This window comes from Streptosporangium sp. H16 (genome assembly GCF_051918855.1).
GTDB lineage: Bacteria > Actinomycetota > Actinomycetes > Streptosporangiales > Streptosporangiaceae > Streptosporangium.
In genome coordinates this window covers 41,846-66,887 of sequence record NZ_JBPXMD010000017.1, presented here as the reverse complement: position 1 = coordinate 66,887, position 25,042 = coordinate 41,846, and the positions used below count along the sequence as shown (strand labels likewise).

Here is a 25,042-nt window from a genome sequence, read left to right as displayed (position 1 = left end):
GCGTGCGATGGATCGACTCCAGGGCCGCGCGCCACCCCGCCACGGCTGACCGGCCGCCCGCGCGAGAGCATCCGGCAAGGAGCCGGGGACCAAAGTCCTCAGGTGTGGCGCCGCACGCCTCTGACGGGCGCCTGCGGTCTGGACGGATGCTGCGCATATGTCTGCTGTGATCGTTGAAGGACTGCGCAAGAGTTACGGGACCGTCCAGGCGCTGGACGAGGTCGGCTTCACCGTGGCCGAGGGCGAGGTGTTCGCCCTGCTCGGGCCGAACGGCGCGGGCAAGACCACCGCGGTGGAGATCCTGGAGGGACACAGGGGACGCGACGGCGGCTCGGTCTCGGTTCTCGGCTTCGATCCGGCCACCGGTGGCCGCCCCTACCGCGAACGCATCGGCATCGTGCTGCAGGAGGCCGGGTTCGAGGAGGAGTTCAGCGTCGCCGAACTGGTGCGGCTGTTCGCCGGGTTCTACCCCAACCCGCAGGTCCCCGACGAGGTCATCGAGCAGGTCGGGCTCAAGGACAAGCGCGACGCCCGGGTCCGTACCCTGTCCGGCGGCCAGCGCCGACGGCTGGACCTGGCGCTCGGCCTGGTCGGCCGCCCGGAGCTGCTGTTTCTCGACGAGCCCACCACCGGCTTCGACCCGTCGGCCAGGCACCACGCGTGGGAGCTGATCGACGGGCTTCGCGCGAACGGGACCACCATCCTGCTCACCACCCACTACATGGACGAGGCCCAGCACCTGGCCGACCGGGTCGCGGTGCTGCGCGGCGGCAGGCTGCTCGCCGTCGGCCCGCCGGAGACCCTGGGCGGCGCGGGGCAGGAGAGCGTGCTGTCGTTCCGGCTTCCCGAGGGTACGGCTGTCGCCGACCTGCCGGCGCTGACCGGCACGATCGAGGCGCACGGGACGGCGGTAACCGTACGGACCGAGCACTCCGCGCGTGACATGCACACCCTCACCGGGTGGGCGCTGGAGCTGCGGGTGGAGCTGACCTCGCTGACACTGGCCAGGCCGACCCTGGAGGACGTCTACCTGAACCTGGTGGAGTCATGATCACAACGATGGTCCGGCACGAGACCGCCTCCTTCTTCCGCAGCCCTGTCGCGGCCATCTTCACCCTGGCCATGCCGCTGATGATGATGGTGATCATCGGTGCGGCGGTGGGCGACACGCCTGGCGTGATGCAGGTCGTGGTCCCGGCGCTCGCGGTGTTCGGCGTGGCCCAGGCCTGCTTCGGATCGCTGGCCATGCACCTGGCCGACCTGCGCGAGCGCGGCTACCTCAAACGGATGCGCGGCACCCCGGTGCCCGCCTGGGCGGTCATGGCGTCGCTGATCGGGGCGGCGCTCGTCATCGCGCTGGTGGCGCTCGCGCTGATCATGGGTGTGGGGGTGGCCTTCTACGGCGTGCGGCCGGTGTGGCACACGCTGCCGGCACTGCTGGTGACGGTGCTGGTGGGCGCGGCCTGCTTCACCGCGCTCGGGATCGCGCTGGTCTCCCTGGTCAGGAACGCCGCCGCCGTCCAGATGCTGGGCAGCGGGCTGCTGCTGGCGCTCGCCTTCATCTCCGACATCATCCTGCACGGCGCCCGGATGCCGGCGTGGCTGGACACCGTCGGCTGGATCTTCCCGCTGCGTCACCTGGCCAACGCCGTGACCACCGACCTCGACCCCCTCACCGGCGGAGCGGGCTTCGAAGGCGGCCACCTGGCCGTGCTGGCCGCATGGGGCATCGGGGGCGCGGCCGTGGCGGTGTGGCTCTTCAGCTGGGAGCGGCCGCAGGAGAGGTCCCGCGCCGCCACGGCGGCGCGGCGCCGCCCGCTCGGCGCACGGACCGCCTGGCGACTGGTCGGCGGGCAGGCCGCGCACGCCATCGTCAAGCTGCGTCGCAACCTGTCCACGGCGTTCTTCACCGTCGCCCTGCCCGTGCTGCTCCTGGTGCTCATCTCGCTGGTCTTCGGCGGCGCGAGCGTGGACGGTCTCGGGTTGCCCGCGTTCATGCTGGCCGCGATGACCACCTACACGATCGGCGTGACGGGCTACGTCAACCAGGCGGAGGCCGTCGCCGCGGACAAGGAAGGCGGAGTGCTCAAACGGCTGGCCGGGACCCCGCTTCCGCCGTGGGCCTACCACGCGGGCCGGGCCACCGCCGGGCTGGGGACCACTCTGGTCACGGTGATCGTGCTGGGTGTTCTGAGTGTTCTGGTCTACGACGTGCGGATCACCGCCGGCATGCTGCCGGGCGCGATGCTGGCCGTGGTGCTCGGGCTGGCCTGCTTCACGCTGCTCGGCACCCTGGTCGCCGGTCTCGCGGTCAAGGCCACCACGGCCAACGCGATCACGTTGGGCACCTTCCTGCCCCTGGCCTTCGTCTCCGACGTGTTCGTCATCGGCGGCACCCTGCCGCGGCCGCTGGGTACCATCGGCGACCTGTTCCCGCTCAAGCACCTCTCCCACGCGCTGCGCGCACTTCTCGACCCGGCGGGTCCGGTCTGGCCATGGGCCGATCTGGCCGTCGTGGCCGGGTGGACGATGGCCGCGGCCGCGGCCGTCACCGTGATGAGGGCAAGGACCTGGACGTCGTCGAAATGATCGACAAGGTTCGCGACTCCGCCACCGTCGTCCGCGTCTTCGGCGAGCCGGTCACGCGGGACGGGGTGACCGTCATCCCCGTGGTCCTTTTCTCGCCGCGTTCGGGACCTAAGCCGGTGCGGCCGGTGACGTTCGCCGCTGCCGCGCCCGCCGCGCAGGCGGGAGTGTGGAGGCGGAACCCGAGGAGGAAACCATGTCAATCGAAGTCAAGGACGTCATGGGCCACGTGGCCATCGCGGTGGACCAGGACGCGACGTTCAGCGAGATCGTGCGGGCGATGGGCCGCTACGCCGTGGGCGCGGTCACCGTCATCGACGCCGACCGACGGCCCGTGGGGGTCGTCTCGGAGGACGATCTGCTGCTCAAGGAGACCGACGCCGTACGGCACAGCGTCTCGATCTTCGAGACCAAGAAGGCGCGCGATGAGCACAGGAAGGCGGCAGGGTTCACGGCCGCCGAACTGATGACCTCGCCCGCGATCGTCGTCACCCCGGGAACCCCGGTCAGGGACGCGGCACGGCTGATGCACGACCGACGCATCAAGCAGGTGCCCGTGATCGACGTCATGACCGGCCGCGTCGTCGGCACCCTGCACCAGCGTGACGTGCTACGCGTCTTCCTGCGCCCGGCCGGCGAGCTGGAGCGGGAGATCATGGCCGCGATCGACGAGCCCGGGGAGTTCACGCTGAGCATCGACCAGGGCGTCGTGACCGTCGGCGGCAGGGTGGAATCCGCCTCGAAGGCCGTTCAGCTGGAGCAGGCCGTCAGGGGTGTGGAGGGCGTCGTCGACGTCATCTCCCAGGTGACCCACGAGCGGGACGACATCCTCATCGTTCCCCCGCTGCTGTAGAGGACTTGATGGACGGGACGCCGACAGGCGCGACCCCGTCTCGGGCCTGCCGCCCCAGGGCGCCTGACGGCTCGAGAGCACGAACGGGGACCTTGGTCCCGCGCAGCGGTGACCTCCGGTCGGTGCCCCCGGCCGGACGAACGGCAAGGCTGGAATCGGGACGACGGCACGAGGAGCTCACATGACGACCGTACGGATGGCGGAGCAGCTGGAAGACCTGGCGGCCTGGCGAGGCTTCCACGGGACGGCCTGGCGCGAGCGGGTGGACGTGCGTGACTTCATCCAGGCCAACTACACGCCCTACGAGGACGACGAGTCGTTCCTGACCGGGCCGACCGAGCGCACGCGGGCAGTGTGGGGGAAGGTGTCGGGGATGTTCCCCGAGGAGCGGCGGCGCGGGATCCACGACGTCGACACCGCCACCCCCTCCTCGATCACCTCGCACGGGCCCGGCTACATCGACGCCGAGCGTGAACTGATCGTCGGCCTGCAGACCGATGCGCCGCTGAAGCGGGCCATCATGCCGGCCGGAGGGCTGCGGATGGTGGAGACCGGGCTGGCCGCCTACGGCCACACCCTGGACCCGCGCGTGCGGAAGATCTTCACCGCGTACCGCAAGACGCACAACGACGGCGTGTTCGACGCCTACACCCCCCAGATCCGCGCGGCCCGGCGCAGCGGGGTCATCACCGGGCTGCCCGACTCCTACGGGCGGGGCCGCATCATCGGTGACTACCGGCGGGTCGCCCTGTACGGCGTGGACCGGCTGGTCGAGGCCAAGCGGGCCGACCTGGCCGGGCTGGAGGACTCCACCGCCACCGACGCGGTCATCCGCGACCGCGAGGAGTTGTCCGAGCAGCTCCGCGCGCTGGCCGAACTGAAGCAGATGGCCGCCTCCTACGGCCACGACATCTCGGACCCGGCCGTCACCGCCCGCCAGGCCGTCCAATGGACGTACTTCGCCTACCTGGCCGCGGTCAAGGAGCAGAACGGCGCGGCCATGTCGCTGGGCCGTACCTCCACCTTCCTGGACATCTACCTGCAGCGGGACCTGGACGAGGGCCGGATCACCGAGCAGGACGCCCAGGAGCTGATCGACGACTTCGTCATCAAGCTGCGCATCGTGCGCTTCCTGCGCACCCCCGAGTACGACCAGCTGTTCTCCGGCGACCCGACCTGGGTGACCGAGTCCATCGGCGGCATGGGGGCCGACGGCCGCACGCTGGTGACCCGCACCAGCTACCGCTACCTGCAGACCCTGCGCAACCTGGGCCCGGCCCCCGAGCCGAACCTGACCGTGTTCTGGTCGCTGCGCCTGCCCAGGCCGTTCAAGCGGTTCTGCGCCCGCCTGTCGATCGAGACCAGCGCCCTGCAGTACGAGAGCGACGACCTGATGCGCCCGCGCCTCGGTGACGACACCGCCATCGCCTGCTGCGTCTCGGCCGCCCCCGTGGGCCGGCAGATGCAGTTCTTCGGCGCCCGGGTCAACCTGGCCAAGACGCTGCTGTACGCCGTCAACGGCGGCCGCGACGAGATGACCGGCGAGCAGGTCGGCCCCGCCCACCCGGCCCTGACCGGGGAGTATCTGGACTACGAGCAGACCATGGCCGCCCTCGACCGCATGATGGACTGGCTGGCGGCCACCTATGTCAACGCGCTCAACATCATCCACTACATGCATGACAAGTACGCCTACGAGCGCATCGAGATGGCCCTGCACGACTACCCGGTCAGGCGCACCCTGGCCTGCGGCATCGCGGGGCTGTCAGTGGCCGTCGACAGCCTGTCGGCCATCAAGCACGCCCGCGTGCGGGTGATCCGCGACGAGCGCGACCTGGCCGTGGACTACGAGATCGAGGGCGACTTCCCCGCCTACGGCAACAACGACGACCGCGCCGACGCCATCGCCGTCGACCTGGTGACCCGCTTCATGACCAAGGTCCGGCAGACCCCTGCCTACCGCGACGCCGAGCACACCCAGTCGGTGCTGACCATCACCTCCAACGTCGTGTACGGCAGGCACACCGGCAACACCCCCGACGGCCGCCGCTCGGGCGAGCCGTTCGCCCCCGGCGCCAACCCGATGAACGGCCGCGACCGCCGTGGCCTGGTAGCCTCCGCCCTGTCGGTCGCCAAGATCCCCTACGACCAGGCGCTGGACGGCATCTCGCTGACCAACACCGTCACCCCCGAGGGGCTCGGCCGCACCGAGCGGGAGCGGGTGGACAACCTGGTCGGCGTGCTGGACGGCTACGTCGACGCGGCCGGGTTCCACATGAACGTCAACGTGCTCACCCGGGCCGTGCTGGAGGAGGCGATGGAGCACCCGGAGCGCTACCCGCAGCTCACCATCCGGGTGTCCGGCTACGCCGTCAACTTCGTCCGGCTGACCCGCGAGCAGCAGCGGGATGTCATCGGCCGCACCTTCCACGGTGAGTTGTGAACGCACGCGACCGGGTGTCGCGCCAGGCACGGCCGGTGCCCGGTACCGGGGTGATCGAGTCCTGGGACGTCTCGATCGGGGTGGACGGCCCCGGTACCCGCTTCACCCTGTTCACCTGCGGCTGCCCGCTGCGCTGCCTGTACTGCCACAACCCCGAGACCTGGCGGATGCGCGACGGGCGGCGGGTCACCGTCGACGAGGTCATGGACGAGATCGGCGAGTACCGGCACTTCATCGAGGCTGCGGGCGGCGGGGTGACCGTCAGCGGCGGCGAACCGCTGCTGCAGGCCGACTTCACCGCCGAGGTGCTGCACCGCTGCCACGAGATCGGCCTGCACACCGTGCTGGACACCTCGGGGCTGCTCGGCGAGCGCGCCACCGACGCCATGCTCGCCGACACCGACCTGGTCCTGCTGGACATCAAGTCCTTCAACCCGGCCGCCTACCGCCGCCTCACCGACGGCCCGCTGGCCCCCACCCTGCGCTTCGCCAAGCGGCTGGCCGAGCTCAGGCGTCCCACGTGGGCGCGCTTCGTCCTGGTCCCCGGGCTCACCGACGACCCCGAGGACATCGACGGGCTGGCCTGGTTCGTGGCCGGCCTGGACAACGTCGAGCGCGTCGACATCCTGCCCTACCACCGCCTGACCGCCGCCAAGTACCGGCGGCTGGGCCGGCCGTACCCCCTGGCCGGCGTCGCGCCCCCTGACCGGGTGCTGCTGGACCGCGTCCACGCGCGGTTCCGATTCCACGGCGTCCCCGGCTTCTGAGGAGACCTCACCACGAGGAGGAGCCCGCGGGCTTCGAGGAGACCTCACCACGGAGAGGAGTCCGCGCGGCCCTCCCGCCGCGGCGGGCTCCGACTCGATGCGGTCAGGCCGGCGCGCGTCCGGCACGGCCACGCGAACACGCGAACCGTGTCTCCGACGCCAACCGCCCTCCGTCGCACAGGGTGGGGACCAAGGTCCCTACCCGATCACCGGAGCTGGAGGGAGGGTTAGGCACATGGACCGACTTGAGCGCATCGACGCCTACTGGCGCGCCGCCAACTACCTGGCCGTGGGACAGATCTATTTGATGGACAACCCGCTGCTGACCGAGCCGTTGCGCCCCGAGCACATCAAACCGCGCCTGCTCGGGCACTGGGGCACCACTCCGGGCCTGAACTTCTGCTTCGCCCACCTCAACCGGATCATCACGGAACGCTCTCAGGACATGATCTACATCGCCGGTCCCGGCCACGGCGGTCCGGCCGCCGTGGCACACGCCTGGCTGGAGGGATCCTATTCGGAGCTCTACCCGCTGGTGTCGCAGGACGCGGCCGGCATGCGGCGGTTGTTCCGCCAGTTCTCCTTCCCCGGCGGCATCCCCAGCCACGTCGCCCCCGAGACGCCCGGCTCAATCCACGAGGGCGGCGAGCTGGGCTACTCCCTGGCCCACGCCTACGGCGCAGCCTTCGACAACCCCGGCCTCGTCGTGGCCTGCGTCATCGGCGACGGCGAGGCGGAGACCGGGCCGCTGGCGGCGAGCTGGCACTCCAACAAGTTCCTCGACCCGGCGCGTGACGGCGCGGTACTGCCCATCCTGCACCTGAACGGCTACAAGATCGCCAACCCGACCGTGCTCGCCCGCATCCCCGAAGACGAGCTGGTCAAGCTCATGGAGGGCTACGGCTACCACCCGTACGTGGTCGGCCCCTCGCACGAGGAGATGGCCGCCACGCTGGACGTCGTCTTCGACCGGATCGCCTCCCGCTCCCGCGGCGACAGGCCGCCGATGATCATCCTGCGGACGCCGAAGGGCTGGACGGGGCCGCGATTCGTGGACGGCCTGCCGGTGGAGGGCACCTGGCGGGCACATCAGGTGCCGCTGTCGGGAGTGCGGGAGAACCCCGAGCACCTGGCCATGCTGGAGGAGTGGATGCGCTCCTACCGGCCGCAGGAACTGTTCGACGCCGAAGGCCGCCCCTCACCCGCCGTCCTGGCGACGGTGCCCGAGGGGGAACGCAGGATGAGCGCGAGCCCGCACACCAACGGCGGCACGCTGCTGCAACCGCTACGCCTGCCCGACTTCCGCGACCACGCGGTGGAGGTCAAGGCCGCCGCCGCGCAGTCGACCGAGCCCACCAGGGCACTCGGCCGCTTCCTGCGCGACGTCATCACCGCCAACCCGCAGACCTTCCGGCTGATGGGTCCCGACGAGACGGCCTCCAACCGGCTCCAGGCGGTCTTCGAGGTCACCGACCGGGCCTGGAACGCCGTCCTGCAGGACGACGACGACCACCTCGCGCCGGGCGGCCGCGTCATGGAGGTGCTCAGCGAGCACCTGTGCCAGGGCTGGCTGGAGGGCTACCTGCTGACCGGCCGCCACGGGCTGTTCAACTGCTACGAGGCGTTCATCCACATCATCGACGCCATGTTCAACCAGCACGCCAAGTGGCTGGAGACCTCGAAGAAGATCCCGTGGCGGCGCCCGGTCGCCTCACTCAACTATCTGCTCTCCTCGCACGTGTGGCGCCAGGACCACAACGGCTTCAGCCACCAGGACCCCGGCTTCCTGGACGTCGTGGTCAACAAGAAGGCCTCCGTGGTGCGGGTGTACCTGCCGCCGGACGCCAACACCCTGCTCTCCGTCGCCGACCACTGCCTGCGCTCCCGCGACTACGTCAACGTCATCGTGGCCGGCAAGCAGCCGGTGCTGGACCTGTTCACCATGGACGAGGCGATCGCGCACTGCACCCGCGGGCTGGGCATCATCGACTGGGCCTCCAACGACTCCGGTGACAAGCCCGATGTCGTCATGGCCTGCGCCGGGGACGTGCCCACCCTGGAGACCCTGGCCGCCACCGCGCTGCTCCGCGAGCACCTGCCCTCGTTGAAGGTCCGGGTGGTCAACGTGGTGGACCTGATGCGCCTGCAGCCGCCGTCGGAGCACCCGCACGGCATGTCCGACGCCGAGTTCGACGCCCTGTTCACCGCCGACCGGCCGGTCATCTTCAACTTCCACGGCTATCCGTGGCTGATCCACCGCCTGACCTACCGCCGCAACGGCCACGAGAACATCCACGTGCGCGGCTACAAGGAGGAGGGCACCACCACCACGCCGTTCGACATGGCCATGCTCAACGACATCGACCGCTACCACCTGGTGATGGACGTCATCGACCGGGTCCCCGGCCTGGCCGAGCGCTCGGCGCACCTGCGCCAGCACATGGTCGACGCCCGTCTGCAGGCCCGCGCCCACACCCGCGAGCACGGCGAGGACCCGGCCGAGATCAGGGACTGGGCGTGGCCGTACTCGTCGTGAGCATCGGCTCCTCGACGGTCGAGCACCGGCGGCTCGCGCACGACGCCGGGCCGCACGTGCCACCTGCCTGATCGGCAGCCGGTGCCGAAGCCCGTGTTCCAGGCAGCGCGTCGAAGACGCCCGCGATCGGACGACCTTCACCCGCCGGACGGCCGGGGCGGGTGGAGGTCACGATCATCGCGGAGCGGCGTGCTCCCGATCTCATGGCCGACGACCTTCATGGCCGACACCCCGGGAAACAGCAAACCCCAGGCCGATGGCCTGGGGAAACTGTGGTGGACGATACAGGGATTGAACCTGTGACCCCTTCCGTGTCAGGGAAGTGCTCTCCCGCTGAGCTAATCGTCCGCATGGGGAAGGACCAGAGGTGGAGACGGGATTTGAACCCGTGTAGACGGCTTTGCAGGCCGTTGCCTCGCCTCTCGGCCACTCCACCGAGTGGGGGGCGCATGCCCCTTTTCCGAGCGGAAGACGGGATTCGAACCCGCGACCCTCACCTTGGCAAGGTGATGCTCTACCACTGAGCCACTTCCGCGTGTTTCCCCCGGGTTTCCCACCCGGTGGCGACGAGAGAACTCTAGCGGGTTTTCCCGGCGGTTGCGTAACCGTGCGTTCAGCCGGCGGCCCCGTGGCCGCCCGCGCGGACCCGCCCGCGGCCATCCGTGCGGAGGGGCCGGCCGGGTGATCGTTCAGCCGTCCTGCTCGGGCGGGCGGCGCAGCTGGCGGGCGACGACGCGCTCCACGGCGGGCAGGGTGAGGAAGATCTCCAGGATGCGGGTGAGGCGGTGCACCTCGATGCGGTGGAAGGCGGGACCGTCGGCGCGGGCCAGCAGGAAGGTCAGGGCCAGCGGGGGCAGCGGGGCGGCGATCACGTGCAGGCCGGAGTCGAGGGTGAAGGCCGTCGGGCGGATGGGCGTCTCGTCGGGGAAGGGCAGCTGCTCGGGGGCGCGCCAGCTGGAGTGGACGAGCGTGCGAGGGCTCTTCTCGGTCGCCGCCGCCGCCCAGTCGGCGCTGAACAGCACGGGCATGGAGTCGAGCAGGGTGGCCAGGGCGCGGTCGCCCGCGGTGGTGATGTACTTGAGGATCTCCAGCTCCGGGTAGGTGCCCGGCGCCTCGCGCGTGCCCCAGATGCCCTCGATCGTCACCCCCGGCACGCTCTCCAGCCCCTCGACCAGGCTCTCCCTGGGGGCGGAGTCGGGCCAGTAGACGGTGATGTCGTCCAGCGCCCGGCCCTCGCCGCGGTCGAGGACGACCACCTGGGTGATGTCCGCGCCCGCGACACCGAGGACACGGGTCACCTTCCCCAGGGAGCCCGGCTGGTCGGGCAGTGCGATCCGCAGTCGCAGTAGCATCCGCGGCCTCCCGTGTCACGTTGATCTACGCCAGAGACACCATACCCAGCGATGATTCGTCCTGCTCGTCGCGGTGCGGTAGAAAAGCCAGGTGGAGTCGTTGAAGCTGGGATCGCTGGAGGTATGGCCGCCGGTCGTCCTCGCCCCGATGGCCGGGATCACCAACGCGCCGTTCCGCACCCTGTGCCGGGAGCAGGGCGGCGGCTTGTTCGTCTGCGAGATGATCACGACGCGGGCGCTGGTGGAGCGCAATCCCAAGACCTTCAAGATGATCAGGTTCGAGCCCGAGGAGAACCCCCGCAGCATCCAGCTGTACGGGATCGACCCGGTGACCGTCGGCAGGGCCGTCCGCATGATCGCCGAGGAGGACCTGGCCGACCACGTCGACCTCAACTTCGGCTGCCCGGTGCCCAAGGTCACCCGCAAGGGCGGCGGCTCCGCGCTGCCGTACAAGCGGAACCTGTTCCGGGCGATCCTGCGCGAGGCCGTGCGCAACGCGGGGACGCTGCCGGTGACCGTGAAGATGCGCAAGGGCATCGACGACGACCACCTGACCTACCTGGACGCCGGGCGGATCGCCGTCGAGGAGGGCGTCTCCGCGATCGCGCTGCACGGCCGCACCGCGATCCAGCACTACGGCGGCACCGCCGACTGGGAGGCGATCGCGCGGCTCAAGGAGAGCGTGACGGAGATCCCTGTGCTGGGAAACGGCGACATCTGGAGCGCCGCCGACGCGCGCCGCATGATGGACGAGACCGGGTGTGACGGGGTCGTCGTGGGCCGGGGCTGCCTGGGGCGCCCGTGGCTGTTCGCGGACCTGGCGGCCATGTGCGAGGGCGGCGACGAACGGAGCCGCCCCCTGCTGGGCGAGGTCGCCGCGACCATGGACCGGCACGCCACCCTGATGGCCGAGTGCTTCGAGAGCGAGCGGCACGCGGTGGTCGACTTCCGCAAGCACATCGGCTGGTATCTCAAGGGCTTCACCGTCGGCGCCGAGCTCCGCCGCCGCCTGGCCACCGCGGAGAGCCTGGCCGTCCTGCGGGAAGGGCTCGCCGAGCTCGACGCCGCCCAGCCGTGGCCCGACGGCGTGGACACCCCCCGGGGCAAGACCAACCCGCGCGACCGCGTCCACCTGCCCGCCGGATGGCTGGACGACCCCTACGATCTCGCGGTTCCCAGCGCGGACGCCGAGAACGACACCTCGGGCGGCTGACGGCACCGGGGCGGCCGCTCCCGGCCGCTCGGTTTTCGGTCCTCCTTTTCGGACATTTCACTCTCTTCGTGCGTTCCGTGCGGCCCGATGCCTTCCGCACGGCAGGTGTGACGCGAATGTGACCGCGCCCTGACGGACGGGCGTCAGTGATCTATGTAGTCTGCGGTCAAGGGTCGCGGCTCACACGTGGAGACGGCGGTTTGACAGGCACCACATCGGCGGGATCGGCGGGCGACACGACAACGGGCGCCGCGTCGGCGGACGAGCTGATCGCGGAGTTCGACGCGGAACGGCCCGCCCGGCGGCTGTCGGGCTGGGTGGCCGGGGCCGTCACGCTGATCGCCCTCGGATTGTCGCTCTACGTCCTGTACCGGGCCTTCCGGCCCGGGGCCGTGCTCCCGTACCGGATGGGCTTCCTCGCGGTCGTGCTGCCGCTCACCTTCGTCTGCTACAAGCCGGGGCGGCGGGGCACCGACCGGCCGGGCGTCGCGGACTGGGCACTGGCCCTGCTCGCGCTGGTGTCCTGCCTCTACCCGCTGGTGGTCTTCGACGACTTCATCCGGCGCGCCTTCGAGCCGACGACCCTCGACGTGGCGGCCGGGGCGGTCATCGTGCTGCTGGTCCTGGAGGCCTGCCGCCGCACCGTCGGATGGATCCTGCCCGCGGTCTGCGTCGCGTTCGCCCTCTACGCCTACTACGGCGGCTACCTGCCCTTCGACTGGGTCATCGGGCACCGCGGCTACGACATCGACCGGATCATCGTCTCGTTCGTGATGGGCACCGACGGCGTGTACGGGGTGCCGCTCGACGTCGCGGCCACCTACATCATCCTGTTCACCGTCTACGGCGCGGTCCTCGACCACTCAGGGGCGGGGAGGTTCTTCGTCGACGTCTCCCTGGCCGCGTTCCGCCGCTCGCGCTCCGCGCCGGGCCGTACGGTCACCCTCGCCGGGTTCCTGCTCGGCACGGTGAGCGGCTCGGGCGTCGCGACGACGGTGAGCGTGGGCAGCGTCGCCTGGCCGATCCTGCGCAGGGCGGGATACCCGCCCGAGCAGGGCGGGGGAGTGCTCGCCGCGGCGGGCATCGGGGCGATCCTGTCGCCTCCCACGCTCGGCGCGGCGGCGTTCATCATCGCCGAGTACATGCGGGTCAGCTACCTCACGGTGCTGCTCTACGCCACCATTCCCACCGTCCTGTACTACCTGGGCATCTTCCTCGCCATCGAGATCGACGCCCGCACGTACGGGATGCGGGCCGTCGAGGTGGACGCGCCGAGGTTCTGGCCGCTGGTCAGGCGGTTCGGCTACCACTTCAGCTCGCTCTTCGTGATCGTCGTCCTGATGGCGCTGGGCCAGTCGCCGTTCCGCGCCGTGGTGTACGCCACGCTGCTGGCCGCCGCGCTCTCCTTCCTCGACAGGGAGCACGCCCTCACCCCGCGCAGGGCGGCGAGGGCCCTGGCGGCGGGGACGACCGGGGTGCTGCCGGTCGCGGCGACCTGCGCCGCCGCCGGGCTCATCGTCGCCGTCGTCACGCTCACCGGTCTCGGCCTCAAGGCGAGCTCGCTGATCGTCGGGGCCTCGGGCGGGATCCTCGCCGTCACCGCGCTGCTGTGCGCGGTCGCGGTGCTCGTGCTCGGCCTCGCCGTGCCGGTGACCGCGTCGTTCGTCATCGCGGCGGTCATCATCGGGCCCGCGCTGACGGATCTCGGCGTCAGCCAGGCCGAGGCGTACATGTTCATCTTCTACTACGCCGTGCTGTCGGAGGTCAGCCCGCCCACGGCGCTGTCGGCCTTCGCGGCGTCGGCCATCACCGGTGGCAACGCCTACCGGACCATGATGGCGACCTGGAAGTACACGCTTCCCGCGTTCATGGTGCCGTTCGCCTTCGTGCTGACCCCCGGCGGGGCCGGGCTGCTGGCCCAGGGCACGATCGGGGAGATCCTGGCGGCCACCGGGGTCTCGGCGCTCGCGGTCGCCGCGCTGGCCGCCGCCACCGGCGGGCGGCTGCTCGGCCGGGCCGGGCCCGTCGAGCGGGTGCTGTGCGCGGTGGCGGCGGTGCTGCTGCTGTTCCTGTCGCCGCTGCCCGCCCTCGCCGGGGCGGGTCTCCTGATCGTGGCCGTCTCCCTCCATCTGGTGATGCGCAAACGAGAGGCAGTTCATTGACCGTCAAACGCGTGGCCGTCCTGCTGGCGGCGGGGGTCCTGTTCCTCACCGGGTGCGGCGGGGATCGGTCGGCAGAGCAGAGCGCGGGCCAGAGCGGCGCCGCGGGCAAGCGGCTGTCGATCGCCACCGGCAACACCACCGGCGTCTACTACGTCCTCGGCGGGGGGCTGGCCGACCAGATCGGCAAGAACCTCCCCGGCTACCAGGCCACGGCCGAGGCGACCGGCGCCTCGGTGGAGAACATCCAGCGGGTCGTCAGGGGCGACTCCGACATCGCCTTCACCCTGGCCGACTCCGCCGCCGACGCCGTCGCGGGCAAGGGCGCGTTCACCGCGCCCCAGCCGATCCGCGCCGTCGCCCGCCTGTACGACAACTACACCCAGGTGGTCGCCACCGCCGGCTCCGGGGTGAAGTCCGTCGCCGACCTCAAGGGCAAGCGGGTCTCCACCGGCTCGCCCAACTCCGGCACCGAGGTGATCGCGCTGCGCCTGCTGAAGGCCTCCGGCCTCGACCCGGAGAAGGACGTCACCCGGCAGTCGCTGGGCCTGCCCGAGAGCGTGCAGGCCGTCAAGGACGGCGACCTCGACGCCCTGGTCTGGTCGGGCGGGCTGCCCACGCCGGGCCTCACCGACCTGCTGACCTCGCTCAAGGACGAGGTCGTCTTCGTCCCGCTGGACGGGGTGCTGCCCGCGATGCAGGCCGAGCACGGCCAGGTGTACGCCGCGGGCACGATCGCCAAGGACGTCTACGCGACCCCGGCCGACGTGTCCACGATCTCGGTGCCCAACCTGCTCGTCGTGAACGAGAAGATGGACGCCGCCCTGGCCGGGAGCCTGACGAAGCTGCTCTTCGACCGCAAGGCGGACCTGGAGAAGGTCCACCCCGCGGCCAAGGACATCATCCGCGACAACGCCCGGAAGACCGAGCCGGTGCCCCTGCACGACGGCGCGAAGAAGTACTACGGCTGACGGGTTCCCGGTTCTCCACGGCCTCGGGGGCGGGCGGCTGCCGGACCCAGGGGAGAGACGGGACGAGGAGGCGGCACGGCCGGCCCGGGCCTCGCTCGTCGCCCGGCGCCGCGTGCGGTGCGTGCCGTGCCGTGCGCGGCGTCCGTGAGCTCCAAGTTTGCCTCCCGTCTCGGACGGGGGCCGTGTCGGGCCCCCGTCCCCGGGTATCCCGAAACGTGTGAACATGTGGGGCAAGAGAGATGACATGGTGGTCCACGGGGCCGATCCGTACAACGCCGAGCCTCCGCCGGGCGCCCTGGCCGATCAGCTTCTCACCCCCCTCGACACCTTCTACAGCCGCAACCACGGTCCCGTCCCCGACCTGGATCCGGGGTCCTGGCGCCTGACCGTGGACGGCCTGGTCGAGCGCCCGCTGACGCTGTCCCTGGAGGAGTTGCGCTCGGGGTTCCCCGAGATCAGCCTGGTGGCGACCCTGCAGTGCGCGGGCAACCGCAGGGCCGGCCTGCTCGAGGTGCGTGACATTCCCGGTGAGGATCCCTGGGGGGCCGGTGCCACCTCCACCGCCCGCTGGAGCGGTGTCGGCCTGGCCGGAGTCCTCGCCCGCGCCGGGCTGCGCCCCGAGGCCGCGCACATCGCCTTCGCCGCTCCCGACGTCTCCAGGCTCGCCGATCCGGCCCAGCCCTACGGCGGCTCGATACCCGTGGCCAAGGCCACCGGCGGGGACGTCCTGCTGGCCTGGGCCATGAACGACCGGCCGCTGCCCCCGGCCCACGGCGCCCCGCTCCGGGTCGTCGTCCCCGGCTGGGTCGGCGCCCGCAGCGTCAAATGGCTCCAGCGCGTCACCGCGCGCAAGGACCCCTCGGACAACTACTTCCAGGCCACCGCCTACCGCCTCCTGCCCCCCGAGGCCGACCCCGCCAAGGCGGGACCCGGTGACGGCATCTCCCTGGGACCCGTCGTCCTCAACACCGCCATCCTGAGCCCCGCCGACGGTGCCCGCCCGCGGCCGGGCCTCACGCGCGTCACCGGCTACGCCTACGCCGGGGACGGCCGCACCGTCTCCCGCGTCGACGTCTCCCTCGACGGGGGCGACAGCTGGGTGCAGGCGGACCTCGGCGAGCAGGCGGGCCCCTGGGCGTGGCGGCACTGGCACACCACCGCCGAACTGGGAGAGGGCGAGACCGTGATCACCGCCCGCGCCTGGGACAGCTGCGGGGCCACCCAGCCGGAGTCGGCCCGGCACGTGTGGAATCCCAAGGGGTACGCCAACACCTCGTGGTCCCGCGTCCGCGTCACCTGCGTCCCCTGAGGGGACCTGAGGGGACCTGAGGGGACGCAGGCCGGCTGACCAAGGGACGCGCCGCCGCGCCGCCCGCCTTCAGGCCTCGACGGAGCCGCCGCTGCGCCAGTAGACGTTGTTCTCCCTGCTGAGCATGCCCTCGTCGACGAGATAGCGGCGCAGTGCCGCGTAGTCGTCGTGGAAGGCGCGCAACGCGACGTTGACCTCCTTCTCGGAGTAACGGACCCCCGGCTCGAAGACCTGGACCACGTAGTCGAGCACGACCAGCTGCTTGTCGCGCTTGGTGGGGATCGCCCGCAGCCGTCCCTCGACGAGGAAGGACTGCAGCACCCTCTCCTCGGGGGAGGCCGGGGCGGCGGGCCTGGCGGTGGCGTGCAGCAGCTCACGGAAGCGCTCGCGCCGGACCTCCCACTCGCCGCCCTCTGCCCGTACGGCGAGCCCGCCGCGTTCCAGGCGGTCCAGCGCGCGCCTGACCGCCTCCCTGTCGAGGCCGGACTCCTCCTCCGGCTTGCCGCCCAGCACCAGGGCGGCCAGCACCTTCAACGTGTCTTCCTGGTACAGCAGGCCCAGTACCTGCCTGATCGCGTCGTCGCTCATCCCGCCATTCTTGCCGGTCCCGACGGATGTTTCCGCGCCGGAAGACGGCGGAGGGGGACCTCAGAGGCGGTTCAGGCCGATGACGTGGACCACCGCGCGGCCCTCCTCGTCGGAGGCGGCGAGGTCGACCTGGGCGTCGATGCCCCAGTCGCCGTCGCCCGCCGGGTCGGAGACGACCTGGCGGACCCGCCAGAACTCCTTCTCCTCCTCGATGCGCAGCAGGCCGGGGCCGCGGGCGTCCGGACCGGTGCCGATCTCCTCGTGGTCGTCGTAGTAGGCGTCAAGCGCGGCGCCCCAGTCGACGTCGGGGGCGAGTTGCTCCAGCTCCTGCTCGTTCTCCAGGGAGGCCAGCTCGATCAGGCGGAACATCGCGTTGCGGACCAGCACCCGGAACGCGCGGGTGTTGGCGGTGACCGGCTTGGTGCTCTCCTCCAGCGAGGGCGCCTCCAGCTCCCCGGCCGGGTTCTGCAGCTGCTCCCACTCGTCCAGGAGGCTGGAGTCGACCTGGCGGACCAGCTCGCCGAGCCACTCGATGAGGTCGACCAGGTCCTCGGTCTTGAGGTGCTCGGGGATGGTCCGCGACAGGGTGCGGTAGGCGTCGGCCAGATAGCGCAGCACGGTGCCCTCGGAGCGGGTCAGCTCGTAGAACTGCACGTAGTCGGCGAAGGTCATCGCCCGCTCGTACATGTCGCGGACGACGCTCTTGGGGCTGACCGTGTAGTCGCCCACCCAGGGGTGGCCGCGCCGGTAGGTCTCGTAGGCGCCCAGCAGCATGTCGGCCATCGGCATCGGGTAGGTGACGTCGGCCAGGAGCTCCATCCGCTCCTCGTACTCGATGCCGTCGGCCTTCATCAGCGCCACCGCCTCGCCGCGCGCCTTGTTGAGCTGCGCCGACAGGATCTGGCGGGGGTCGTCGAGGATGGACTCGATGATCGAGACCATGTCCAGGGCGTAGTTGGGCGACTCCATGTCGAGGAGTTCGAGGGTGGCCAGCGCGAAGGTGGACAGCGCCTGGTTCAGCGCGAAGTCCTCCTGCAGGTCGACGGTGAGGCGGGCCATCCGGCCGTGCTCGTCGGGCTCGCTCAGCTTCTCCACCACGCCTCCGGCCAGCAGCGACCGGTAGATCGCGATGGCCTGGCTGATGTGCCGCCGCTGCCACTTGCGGTCCTCGTGGTTGTCGGTGAGCAGGTGGCGCATCGCCGCGTAGCAGTCGCCGGGCCGGTTGATCACCGCGAGGAGCATGGCGTTGCTGACCTTGAACCGGGAGTTCAGCGGCTCCGGCTCGGCGGCCTGTAGCTTCTCGAAGGTCTCCTCGCTCCAGCCGACGAAACCCTCCGGCGGCTTCTTGCGGGCGAACCCGCGCCGTCTCTTGGGATCGTCGCCGATCTTGGCCAAGGCCTTCTCGTTCTCCACGACGTGGTCGGGGGCCTGGCAGACGACGTAGCCGATGGTGTCGAACCCGGCCCGCCCGGCCCGCCCGGCGATCTGGTGGAACTCGCGGGCGCGCAGCCGCCGCACCTTGTTGCCGTCGTACTTCGACAGCGCGGTGAACAGCACGGTCCTGATCGGGACGTTGACGCCGACGCCGAGGGTGTCGGTGCCGCAGATGACCTTCAGCAGGCCCGCCTGGGCGAGGCGTTCCACCAGGCGGCGGTACTTCGGGAGCATCCCGGCGTGGTGCACGCCGATGCCGTGCCGTACCAGGCGGGAGAGCGCCTTGCCGAACCGGGTGGTGAACCGGAAGTGGCCGATCATGGAGGCGATCGCCTCCTTCTCGGCCTTGGTCGACATGTTGATGCTCATCAGCGCCTGCGCCCGCTCCATGGCCGAGGCCTGGGTGAAGTGGACGACGTAGACGGGGTACTGGTTGGTGGTGAGCATCTCCTCCAGCGTCTCGTGGAGGGGGGTGAGCCGGTAGGAGTAGACGAGCGGGACCGGGCGCTCGGCGTTCTTCACCACCGCGGTGGGCCTGCCGGTGCGCCGGGTGAGGTCCTCCTCGAACCTGGTGACGTCCCCCAGGGTCGCCGACATCAGGATGAACTGGACGTTCGGCAGCTCCAGGAGCGGCACCTGCCAGGCCCAGCCGCGGTCGGGCTCGGAGTAGAAGTGGAACTCGTCCATCACGACCTGGCCGATGTCGGCCGCGGCGCCGTCGCGCAGCGCGACGTTGGCGAGGATCTCCGCGGTGCAGCAGATGATCGGCGCCCCGGGGTTCACGCTCGCGTCGCCGGTCATCATCCCGACGTTCTCGGTGCCGAACACCGCGCACAGGTCGAAGAACTTCTCCGACACCAGCGCCTTGATCGGCGCGGTGTAGAAGGTGCGCACGTCCCTGGTCAGCGCGGTGAAATGGGCTCCGGCGGCGACCAGGCTCTTGCCCGAGCCGGTCGGGGTGGCGAGGATCAGGTTGTTTCCCGACACCACCTCGATGAGAGCCTCCTCCTGCGCCGGGTAGAGGGTCAGTCCCCGCTCGGAGTTCCATTCGACGAAGGCGTCGAAGATGGTGTCGGGGTCGGCGTCGATCTCTTCTGGCAGGCGGTCTACGAGGCTCACGGTTCAATACTGCCGAAGAACTTGAGGTGGTCGGACCGGAGGCGGTCACGGATCACCTTACATTCCAGGTAAAGTGCGTGACTTTGTATAGTTATGGCTGCTTTTTTCGGCATAAATGCTGATCAAATCAGATGATGCCGCCGTTGACGCGAAGCACCTGCCCGTTGACCCAGCGGGCGGGACCGGCGAGGAACGCCACGGCCTCGGCGATGTCCGAGGGCTGGCCCAGCCGTTCGAGCGGCGGCTGGGCGGCCAGCCTGGCGATGGTCTCCTCGTCCTTGCCGTCCAGGAAGAGCGCGGTGGCGGTGGGCCCGGGGGCGACGGTGTTGACGGTGACGTCCCTGCCGCGCAGCTCGCGGGCCAGGATGAGGGTCAGGCCCTCCACGGCGCTCTTGGAGGCGACATAGGCGCCGTAGCCGGGAAAGGCCAGCCCGACGACCGAGGTGGAGAAGGTGATCAGGGCGCCGCCCCGGCGCAGCCTCCTGGCGGCCTGCTGGGCGACGGCGAAGGTGCCGCGTACGTTGACGTTCAGGATGCGGTCCAGCGTCTCGAAGTCGAGGTCGGCGAGCGGGACGGGCGGGCCCATGATCCCGGCGGCGTTGACGACGACGTCGACGCCGCCGAAGGCCTCCTCGGCCGCGTCGAAGAGCGCGGAGACCGCGGCGGGGTCGCTGACGTCGGCCCGCACGGCGAGGCCCCCGCCTCCTGCCGTGGAGGCCTCCTTGGCCGCCGCCCGGCCCTCGGCGTCGTCGCTCGCGTAGTTGACGACGACGGCGTAACCGTCGGCGGCGAGCCGCTCCACGACCTGGCGGCCGATGCCTCGGGAACCTCCGGTGACGATGGCGACGCGAGCCGGTGCGGTGCTCATGATCGATACTCCCTCCGCGAATTTGTGTACATCATGTACATATACAGGTATATGACCATACTGTCCATATGTGTCACAGGGGAGAGGCGACGCGGAGCCGTCCGGCGCGCTCGCCCGGCCGCGGGACGGGCGGCCCCGGCGAGCCGGCCGGGCCTGCCGGGGTGTCGCGGGAGGAGCCGGTGAGCGCCAGGCCCGCCACGATCGCGCCCGCCCCGAGCAGGGGCGCCGCCCCCGGGACGAAGCCGGTCACCGTGAGCGTGAGCAGGCCCAGTCCCACCAGCGCGGCGGCCACCAGGACCCTGGCCGTCCCGCCGGTGTACGGCCCGGTCGCGGACGGCGTCTCGAACCGGGCGAACCCCCGCAGCAGCGGCCACATCGCCAGGGCGAGCAGGAGCAGCCAGTGCGGCCAGCCGGAGAACCAGGCCGAGGTGCCCGGCTCAGGGGTGGAGATGCCCAGCCCCACCACGACCACCGCGACGATGACGAACAGCGCGCTCATGTGCCACAGGTAGAGGGTCATCATCCGGCCGCCGGCCCAGCCCAGCGCCCGCGAGACCCCCGGCCACCCCGCGAAGGAGACGATCCACCGGCGCAGCGCCAGGGCCAGCCCGGCCTGGCCCACCCCGATCGAGAGCAGCGCGACCGTGGGCGGCGCCATGTTGGAGACGGCGGCCCCCGGCATCCCGATCATGCTGAGCGGGTAGGGGCCGAGGGCCGTCAGCGCCGCGCCCAGGCCGTACCCGGCCAGGGCCAGGACCCAGGGGCGGCCCAGCCGGCCGTCGGCGTACAGGAAGCCGAGCTGGTGCACCGCCAGCCAGACCAGCACGATGTTGGGGAGACCGGCGATGTCGAGGCCGCTGGTGAAGCGCAGGACGTCCACCGCCACGGCCCCCGCCGCCAGCGCGGACGGCACCCGCCAGCCGTACGCCATGTTGAGCCTGAGCATCGGCGTGGTCGCCGCCACCGCGACAAGATAGATCGCCAGGAACCAGAGCAACTGCCCGGCCAGCCGCGAGGCGGTCATCACCGGCTGCTCCGGCACGCCGAGCGCGAGGAGCAGGTGGGGGAGGGGCAGCCAGACCGCCGCCAGCGGGACGACCGGCCAGGCCAGGCGGCGCAGGCGCCCCGCGAGCCACGCGGGAGTCGCCTCACCGCGCCGTGCCGCGCCGCGCCGGCTGATCGCGTTGGCCGCGCCGCCCGCGAAGAACACCAGCGGCATCACCTGGCTGATCCACGTGATCATCCACCCGTTCCCCGCGGCCAGCGCGTTGCCGGTGGATATCCGCCCGTCGGCGAAGGAGAGCAGCGGCATGCTCCAGTGCTGGAGCACCACCAGGACCATGCCGAACACCCGGAGCACGTCGATGAACGGGTCGCGCCCGGCGGGCGCCGGCGCCGTGCGAGGGGTCGGGATCGCCGCCAGGGGGGCTGTCGGGAAAACCGTCGGGGACACCGTCGGAGGCACCGTCGGAGGCACGGTCGGGGTCGCTGCCGGCCGCACCGACGGGCCGGGGATCACGGTGGTCAAGAGGAGCTCGATTCTCAGGGAGGGAGAGAGAAGATCTCGGGAACGGCGACAGGAGAAGCCTCTCTCCGGGACCCCGGCGGCGCAGTGACGTGCGCAGTAGTCTTCTCGCCCGATCCCCCCACCATCTCGGGTAGTGCTGGCCCCACCCCCGTAAGCGGGCACGCAGGGTCGATCGGCGCGGCCGGTCCTCGTAGCGTGGGCGGCATGAGAACCCTCCTGCGCCGCATCGGCACCGACACCCGCTATCTGGTCGTGGGCTTTCCGCTGTCCGTCATCTGGTTCGTCCTGATGGTGGCCGGCTTCGCCGCGGGGGTCGGGTCGGCCGTCGCGTTCGTGGGGCTGCCCGTCCTCGCGACGACCCTCCTGGTCGCCCGGGGCTTCGCGGACGTCGAGCGGCGCTGGCTGCCCGAGGTGCTCGGCCGTCCCGTCTCCCGGCCGAGGTACCGGCCCGCCCCGGAGAACGCCGGATGGTTCCGCAGGATGATCAACCCGTTCACCAACGGCCAGTCGTGGCTCGACCTGCTCTACGGCATCGTGGCCTTCCCGATCTCCATCATCACCTTCGTGCTGGCGGTGGTCTGGTGGGCAGGGTCGATCGCCGGCCTCACCTACCCGCTCTACGGGTGGATCGTCTACGCCATCCCCGGCAACGACGGGGGTCTCGGCATGCTCCTCGGCCTGGGCGGCAGCCTGTGGGTCGAAGTGATCATCAACACCACCATCGGCGTGCTCTTCGCCCTCACCCTCCCGGTGATCGTGCGGGGTGCCGCGCTCGTCCAGGCCGGGCTCGGCCGGGCCATGCTGACCGGGGTCGCCGAGCTGCACGACCGCATCGACGACCTGGCCGAGGGCCGGGCCGCCGCGGTGTCGGCCGAGGCGAACGCGCTGCGCCGGCTGGAGCGCGACATCCACGACGGGCCGCAGCAGCGCCTGGTCTCCCTGGCCATGGACCTGTCGCGGGCCCAGCGCCAGCTCAGGCGCGACCCGGCGGGCGTCGAGCAGATGCTGGGCCAGGCGATCACCTCCACCCGCGAGACCCTGGACGAGCTACGCGCCCTCTCGCGCGGCATCGCCCCGCCGATCCTCAGCGACCGCGGCCTGGCTCCCGCCCTCGCCGCGCTCGCCGGGCGCTGCACCATCCCCGTCGAGCTGGACGTCCAGATCGAGGGACGCTTCCCCGCCGCGGTGGAGAACACCGTCTACTTCGTCGTCGCCGAGTCGCTCACCAACGTCGCCAAGCACAGCCACGCCACGGTCTGTACCGTGACGCTGAGCAGGACGGGGGACTTCCTCATGCTGACGATCGGGGATGATGGGGTCGGCGGCGCCCACGTCGCCAAGGGGCATGGCCTGTCGGGTCTCGGTGATCGCCTCAAGGCGGTCGACGGTGAGCTGGTGGTCGACTCACCGGCCGGAGGGCCGACGGTCATAGTGGCGGAGGTTCCGTGCGGGTAGTTGTGGCCGACGACGCGGTGCTCATCAGGGAGGGCCTGATCAGGCTCCTGGAGGAGTTCGGCTGCCAGGTGGTCGCGGCGGTGGGGGACGGCGACGGGCTGGTGGAGGCCGTCGCCGAGCACCGTCCCGACGTCTCGGTGGTGGACGTGCGGATGCCGCCCGGCTTCACCGACGAGGGGCTGCGGGCGGCGGTGGAGGCGCGCCGGAGGGTTCCGGGCACGCCGGTGCTGATCCTGTCGCAGTACGTGGAGGTGTCCTATGCCGACGACCTGCTCGCCGACGCCAGGGGCGCGGTGGGATACCTGCTCAAGGACCGCGTCGTGGACGTGGACGACTTCATGGGGGGCCTGCGCACGGTCGCGGCCGGAGGTACGGTCTTCGACCCCCAGGTGGTGGCACAGCTGATGGTGCGACGCCGCCGCGACGATCCCCTCGCCCAGCTCACCCCGCGAGAGCGCGAGGTGCTCGGCCTGATGGCCGAGGGCAGGTCCAACCCGGCCATCGGCCGCCAGCTGGTGGTCAGCGACGGGGCCGTGGAGAAGCACATCCGCAGCATCTTCGCCAAGCTCGGCCTGTACGCCGAGGACGGCGACCAGCACCGCCGCGTCCTCGCGGTCCTGGCCTACCTGCGTTCCTGACCCGCGCTCCCACCCCGCGTTCCCGCACCCGCACCCGCGCTCTCACCCCCGCGCTCTCACCCCCCGCTCTCACAGCCGCGTTCCCGACCGCGAGGAGGAACAGTGATCTCGGTCTTCGGCAGTGCCAACATGGACCTCGTGGCCTACGTCGACGTCGCCCCCGCGCTCGGCGAGACCGTGACCGGCCGCGCCTTCGGCACGGTCCCCGGCGGCAAGGGCGCCAACCAGGCCATCGCCGCCGCGCGGGCGGGCGCCGAGGTCGCCTTCCTCGGGGCCGTGGGTGACGACGCCTTCGGCACCGAGCTGCGGCGCACGCTGGCCGGGGCGGGGGTCGACGTGACGCACCTGCGCACGGTTCCCGGCCCCTCGGGCATCGCCCAGATCGTGGTGGACGGCGACGGCGGCAACTCGATCATCGTGGTCCCCGGCGCCAACGGGACCGTGACCGCCCCCTCCGAGGCCGAGATCGAGGTCATCTCCCGGTCCGACATGCTTCTGCTCCAGCTGGAGCTCCCCGTCGAGGCCGTCACCGCCGCCGCCAGGGCCGCCCGCGCGGCCGGGACCACCGTGGTCCTCACCCCCGCACCCGTCCAGCCGCTCCCCGCCGAACTGCTGGAGGCCGTGGACGTCCTGGTGGCCAACGAGCACGAGGCCGCCGCGATCACCGGCCAGGCCGATCACGAGCGCGCCCTGGAGGAGCTGAGGGGCACGGTCGGCTGGGTGATCATCACGCTGGGGTCGCGCGGCGCGCTCACCGCCTCGGGCGACGGGCCCGCCGTGCGCGTCGAGGCCCTCGAGGTGCCCGTGGTGGACACCACGGCCGCGGGCGACACCTTCGTGGGCGCCCTCGCCGCGGCCCGCGTCGAGCGGCAGCCCGCCGGCCGGGCCGTCCGCTTCGCCACCGCGGCCGCGGGCCTGTCCGTCCGGCGCGCGGGTGCCAGCACCTCGATGCCCACCCGCGCCGAGATCGACCGGAGCCTTTCCCGAGCCGGTGCCTGACCTCGGCGCGAGGACGCTCATGCCCCGGGATCGGCGGCGTGGAAGCCGAAGAAGGCCGCCGTCGCGGGATCGGCCGCGCGCACCAGCGCGCGCACGGGCGCACTCCAGCCACGCAGTAGTGAATCGGTGAGCCGGATCAGCCCGGCTCCGTCGAGCTCCCGCGGCCGGCCGGGATAGGCCCTGTCCGGCGCCAGCACGCCCCGCCCCCCCCGTGCCGTCGGCCG

19 protein-coding genes and 3 tRNA genes are annotated in these 25,042 nt (G+C 71.3%); 13 read left to right on the top strand and 9 right to left on the bottom strand.

The genetic code is table 11. The annotated features are described in order from the left end of the window. Positions 1–157: 157 nt before the first annotated feature. The 6 genes from ACTOQ2_RS26425 (at position 158) to ACTOQ2_RS26400 (ending at position 9,185) form a co-directional block, all read left to right on the top strand. Positions 158–1,051, top strand: a complete 894-nt coding sequence (locus ACTOQ2_RS26425; RefSeq protein ID WP_440103054.1) for an ABC transporter ATP-binding protein — start codon at positions 158–160, stop codon at positions 1,049–1,051. Beyond that, complete coding sequence (locus ACTOQ2_RS26420; protein WP_440103053.1) at positions 1,048–2,589, top strand: ABC transporter permease; 1,542 nt, start codon at positions 1,048–1,050, stop codon at positions 2,587–2,589. The genes ACTOQ2_RS26425 and ACTOQ2_RS26420 overlap by 4 nt, the downstream gene beginning before the upstream one ends. A gap of 193 nt (positions 2,590–2,782) precedes the next feature. After that, positions 2,783–3,439 carry a CBS domain-containing protein gene (locus ACTOQ2_RS26415; RefSeq protein ID WP_440103052.1) on the top strand — a complete coding sequence of 219 codons (657 nt, stop codon included), beginning with the start codon at positions 2,783–2,785 and terminating at the stop codon, positions 3,437–3,439. A 181-nt stretch (positions 3,440–3,620) separates the two neighbouring features. After that, positions 3,621–5,882: a formate C-acetyltransferase gene (gene pflB, locus ACTOQ2_RS26410; RefSeq protein WP_440103050.1), complete on the top strand. Its 2,262-nt coding sequence runs from the start codon at positions 3,621–3,623 to the stop codon at positions 5,880–5,882. Beyond that, complete coding sequence (pflA, locus tag ACTOQ2_RS26405; RefSeq protein WP_440103048.1) at positions 5,879–6,649, top strand: pyruvate formate-lyase-activating protein; 771 nt, start codon at positions 5,879–5,881, stop codon at positions 6,647–6,649. Before pflB ends, pflA begins: the two co-directional genes overlap by 4 nt. Positions 6,650–6,884: 235 nt before the next feature. Continuing rightward, positions 6,885–9,185 (top strand): phosphoketolase family protein, encoded by a 2,301-nt coding sequence (locus tag ACTOQ2_RS26400; RefSeq protein WP_440103046.1) that lies wholly within the window; start codon positions 6,885–6,887, stop codon positions 9,183–9,185. A 273-nt stretch (positions 9,186–9,458) separates the two neighbouring features. Here ACTOQ2_RS26400 and ACTOQ2_RS26395 read toward each other — a convergent pair. From ACTOQ2_RS26395 to ACTOQ2_RS26380, 4 genes are all read right to left on the bottom strand, one after another. Further along, a tRNA-Val gene (locus ACTOQ2_RS26395) sits at positions 9,459–9,533 on the bottom strand. A 17-nt stretch (positions 9,534–9,550) separates the two neighbouring features. Beyond that, positions 9,551–9,621: transfer RNA gene (locus ACTOQ2_RS26390), tRNA-Cys, on the bottom strand. A 27-nt stretch (positions 9,622–9,648) separates the two neighbouring features. After that, positions 9,649–9,720 (bottom strand) — tRNA-Gly (locus ACTOQ2_RS26385). Positions 9,721–9,874: 154 nt separating this feature from the next. After that, complete coding sequence (locus tag ACTOQ2_RS26380; protein WP_440073223.1) at positions 9,875–10,537, bottom strand: amino acid-binding protein; 663 nt, start codon at positions 10,535–10,537, stop codon at positions 9,875–9,877. Between the two features lie 91 nt (positions 10,538–10,628). On the opposite strand from ACTOQ2_RS26380, the gene dusB reads away from it, so the two are divergent. The 4 genes from dusB to ACTOQ2_RS26360 all read left to right on the top strand — a co-directional run bounded on the left by dusB (position 10,629) and on the right by ACTOQ2_RS26360 (position 16,189). Next, positions 10,629–11,750 (top strand): tRNA dihydrouridine synthase DusB, encoded by a 1,122-nt coding sequence (gene dusB / locus ACTOQ2_RS26375; RefSeq protein ID WP_440103045.1) that lies wholly within the window; start codon positions 10,629–10,631, stop codon positions 11,748–11,750. Between the two features lie 200 nt (positions 11,751–11,950). Next, the gene (locus ACTOQ2_RS26370; protein WP_440103043.1) at positions 11,951–13,912 is read left to right on the top strand and encodes a TRAP transporter permease; all 1,962 of its coding nucleotides are present in this window, start codon (positions 11,951–11,953) and stop codon (positions 13,910–13,912) included. After that, complete coding sequence (locus ACTOQ2_RS26365; protein ID WP_440103042.1) at positions 13,909–14,880, top strand: TAXI family TRAP transporter solute-binding subunit; 972 nt, start codon at positions 13,909–13,911, stop codon at positions 14,878–14,880. Before ACTOQ2_RS26370 ends, ACTOQ2_RS26365 begins: the two co-directional genes overlap by 4 nt. 244 nt (positions 14,881–15,124) lie before the next feature. Then, positions 15,125–16,189, top strand: coding sequence for a sulfite oxidase (locus ACTOQ2_RS26360; protein ID WP_440103041.1), 1,065 nt, complete (start codon positions 15,125–15,127; stop codon positions 16,187–16,189). 69 nt (positions 16,190–16,258) lie between these two features. Here the strand turns inward: ACTOQ2_RS26360 and ACTOQ2_RS26355 are convergent, their stop codons facing one another. The 4 genes from ACTOQ2_RS26355 to ACTOQ2_RS26340 all read right to left on the bottom strand — a co-directional run bounded on the left by ACTOQ2_RS26355 (position 16,259) and on the right by ACTOQ2_RS26340 (position 21,651). Then, positions 16,259–16,777 (bottom strand): DUF2087 domain-containing protein, encoded by a 519-nt coding sequence (locus ACTOQ2_RS26355; protein WP_440073214.1) that lies wholly within the window; start codon positions 16,775–16,777, stop codon positions 16,259–16,261. A 60-nt stretch (positions 16,778–16,837) separates the two neighbouring features. Further along, entirely contained in the window at positions 16,838–19,330 is a 2,493-nt protein-coding gene (locus ACTOQ2_RS26350; RefSeq protein WP_440073212.1) for a DEAD/DEAH box helicase, read from the bottom strand. Positions 19,331–19,457: 127 nt separating this feature from the next. Then, a complete protein-coding gene (locus ACTOQ2_RS26345) occupies positions 19,458–20,198 on the bottom strand; it encodes an SDR family oxidoreductase (protein ID WP_440103040.1) in 741 nt (246 codons plus the stop codon). Positions 20,199–20,271: 73 nt separating this feature from the next. Then, positions 20,272–21,651, bottom strand: coding sequence for an acyltransferase family protein (locus ACTOQ2_RS26340; RefSeq protein ID WP_440103039.1), 1,380 nt, complete (start codon positions 21,649–21,651; stop codon positions 20,272–20,274). Between the two features lie 279 nt (positions 21,652–21,930). Between ACTOQ2_RS26340 and ACTOQ2_RS26335 the strand changes: the two genes are divergently transcribed. The 3 genes from ACTOQ2_RS26335 (at position 21,931) to ACTOQ2_RS26325 (ending at position 24,818) form a co-directional block, all read left to right on the top strand. Then, positions 21,931–23,181 carry a sensor histidine kinase gene (locus ACTOQ2_RS26335; RefSeq protein ID WP_440073207.1) on the top strand — a complete coding sequence of 417 codons (1,251 nt, stop codon included), beginning with the start codon at positions 21,931–21,933 and terminating at the stop codon, positions 23,179–23,181. After that, a complete protein-coding gene (locus ACTOQ2_RS26330; protein WP_350966815.1) occupies positions 23,172–23,819 on the top strand; it encodes a response regulator transcription factor in 648 nt (215 codons plus the stop codon). Before ACTOQ2_RS26335 ends, ACTOQ2_RS26330 begins: the two co-directional genes overlap by 10 nt. Before the next feature lie 102 nt (positions 23,820–23,921). Then, positions 23,922–24,818: a ribokinase gene (locus ACTOQ2_RS26325; RefSeq protein WP_440103037.1), complete on the top strand. Its 897-nt coding sequence runs from the start codon at positions 23,922–23,924 to the stop codon at positions 24,816–24,818. 17 nt (positions 24,819–24,835) lie between these two features. Here the strand turns inward: ACTOQ2_RS26325 and ACTOQ2_RS26320 are convergent, their stop codons facing one another. Beyond that, positions 24,836–25,015: a hypothetical protein gene (locus tag ACTOQ2_RS26320; RefSeq protein WP_440103035.1), complete on the bottom strand. Its 180-nt coding sequence runs from the start codon at positions 25,013–25,015 to the stop codon at positions 24,836–24,838. Positions 25,016–25,042: the final 27 nt, after the last annotated feature.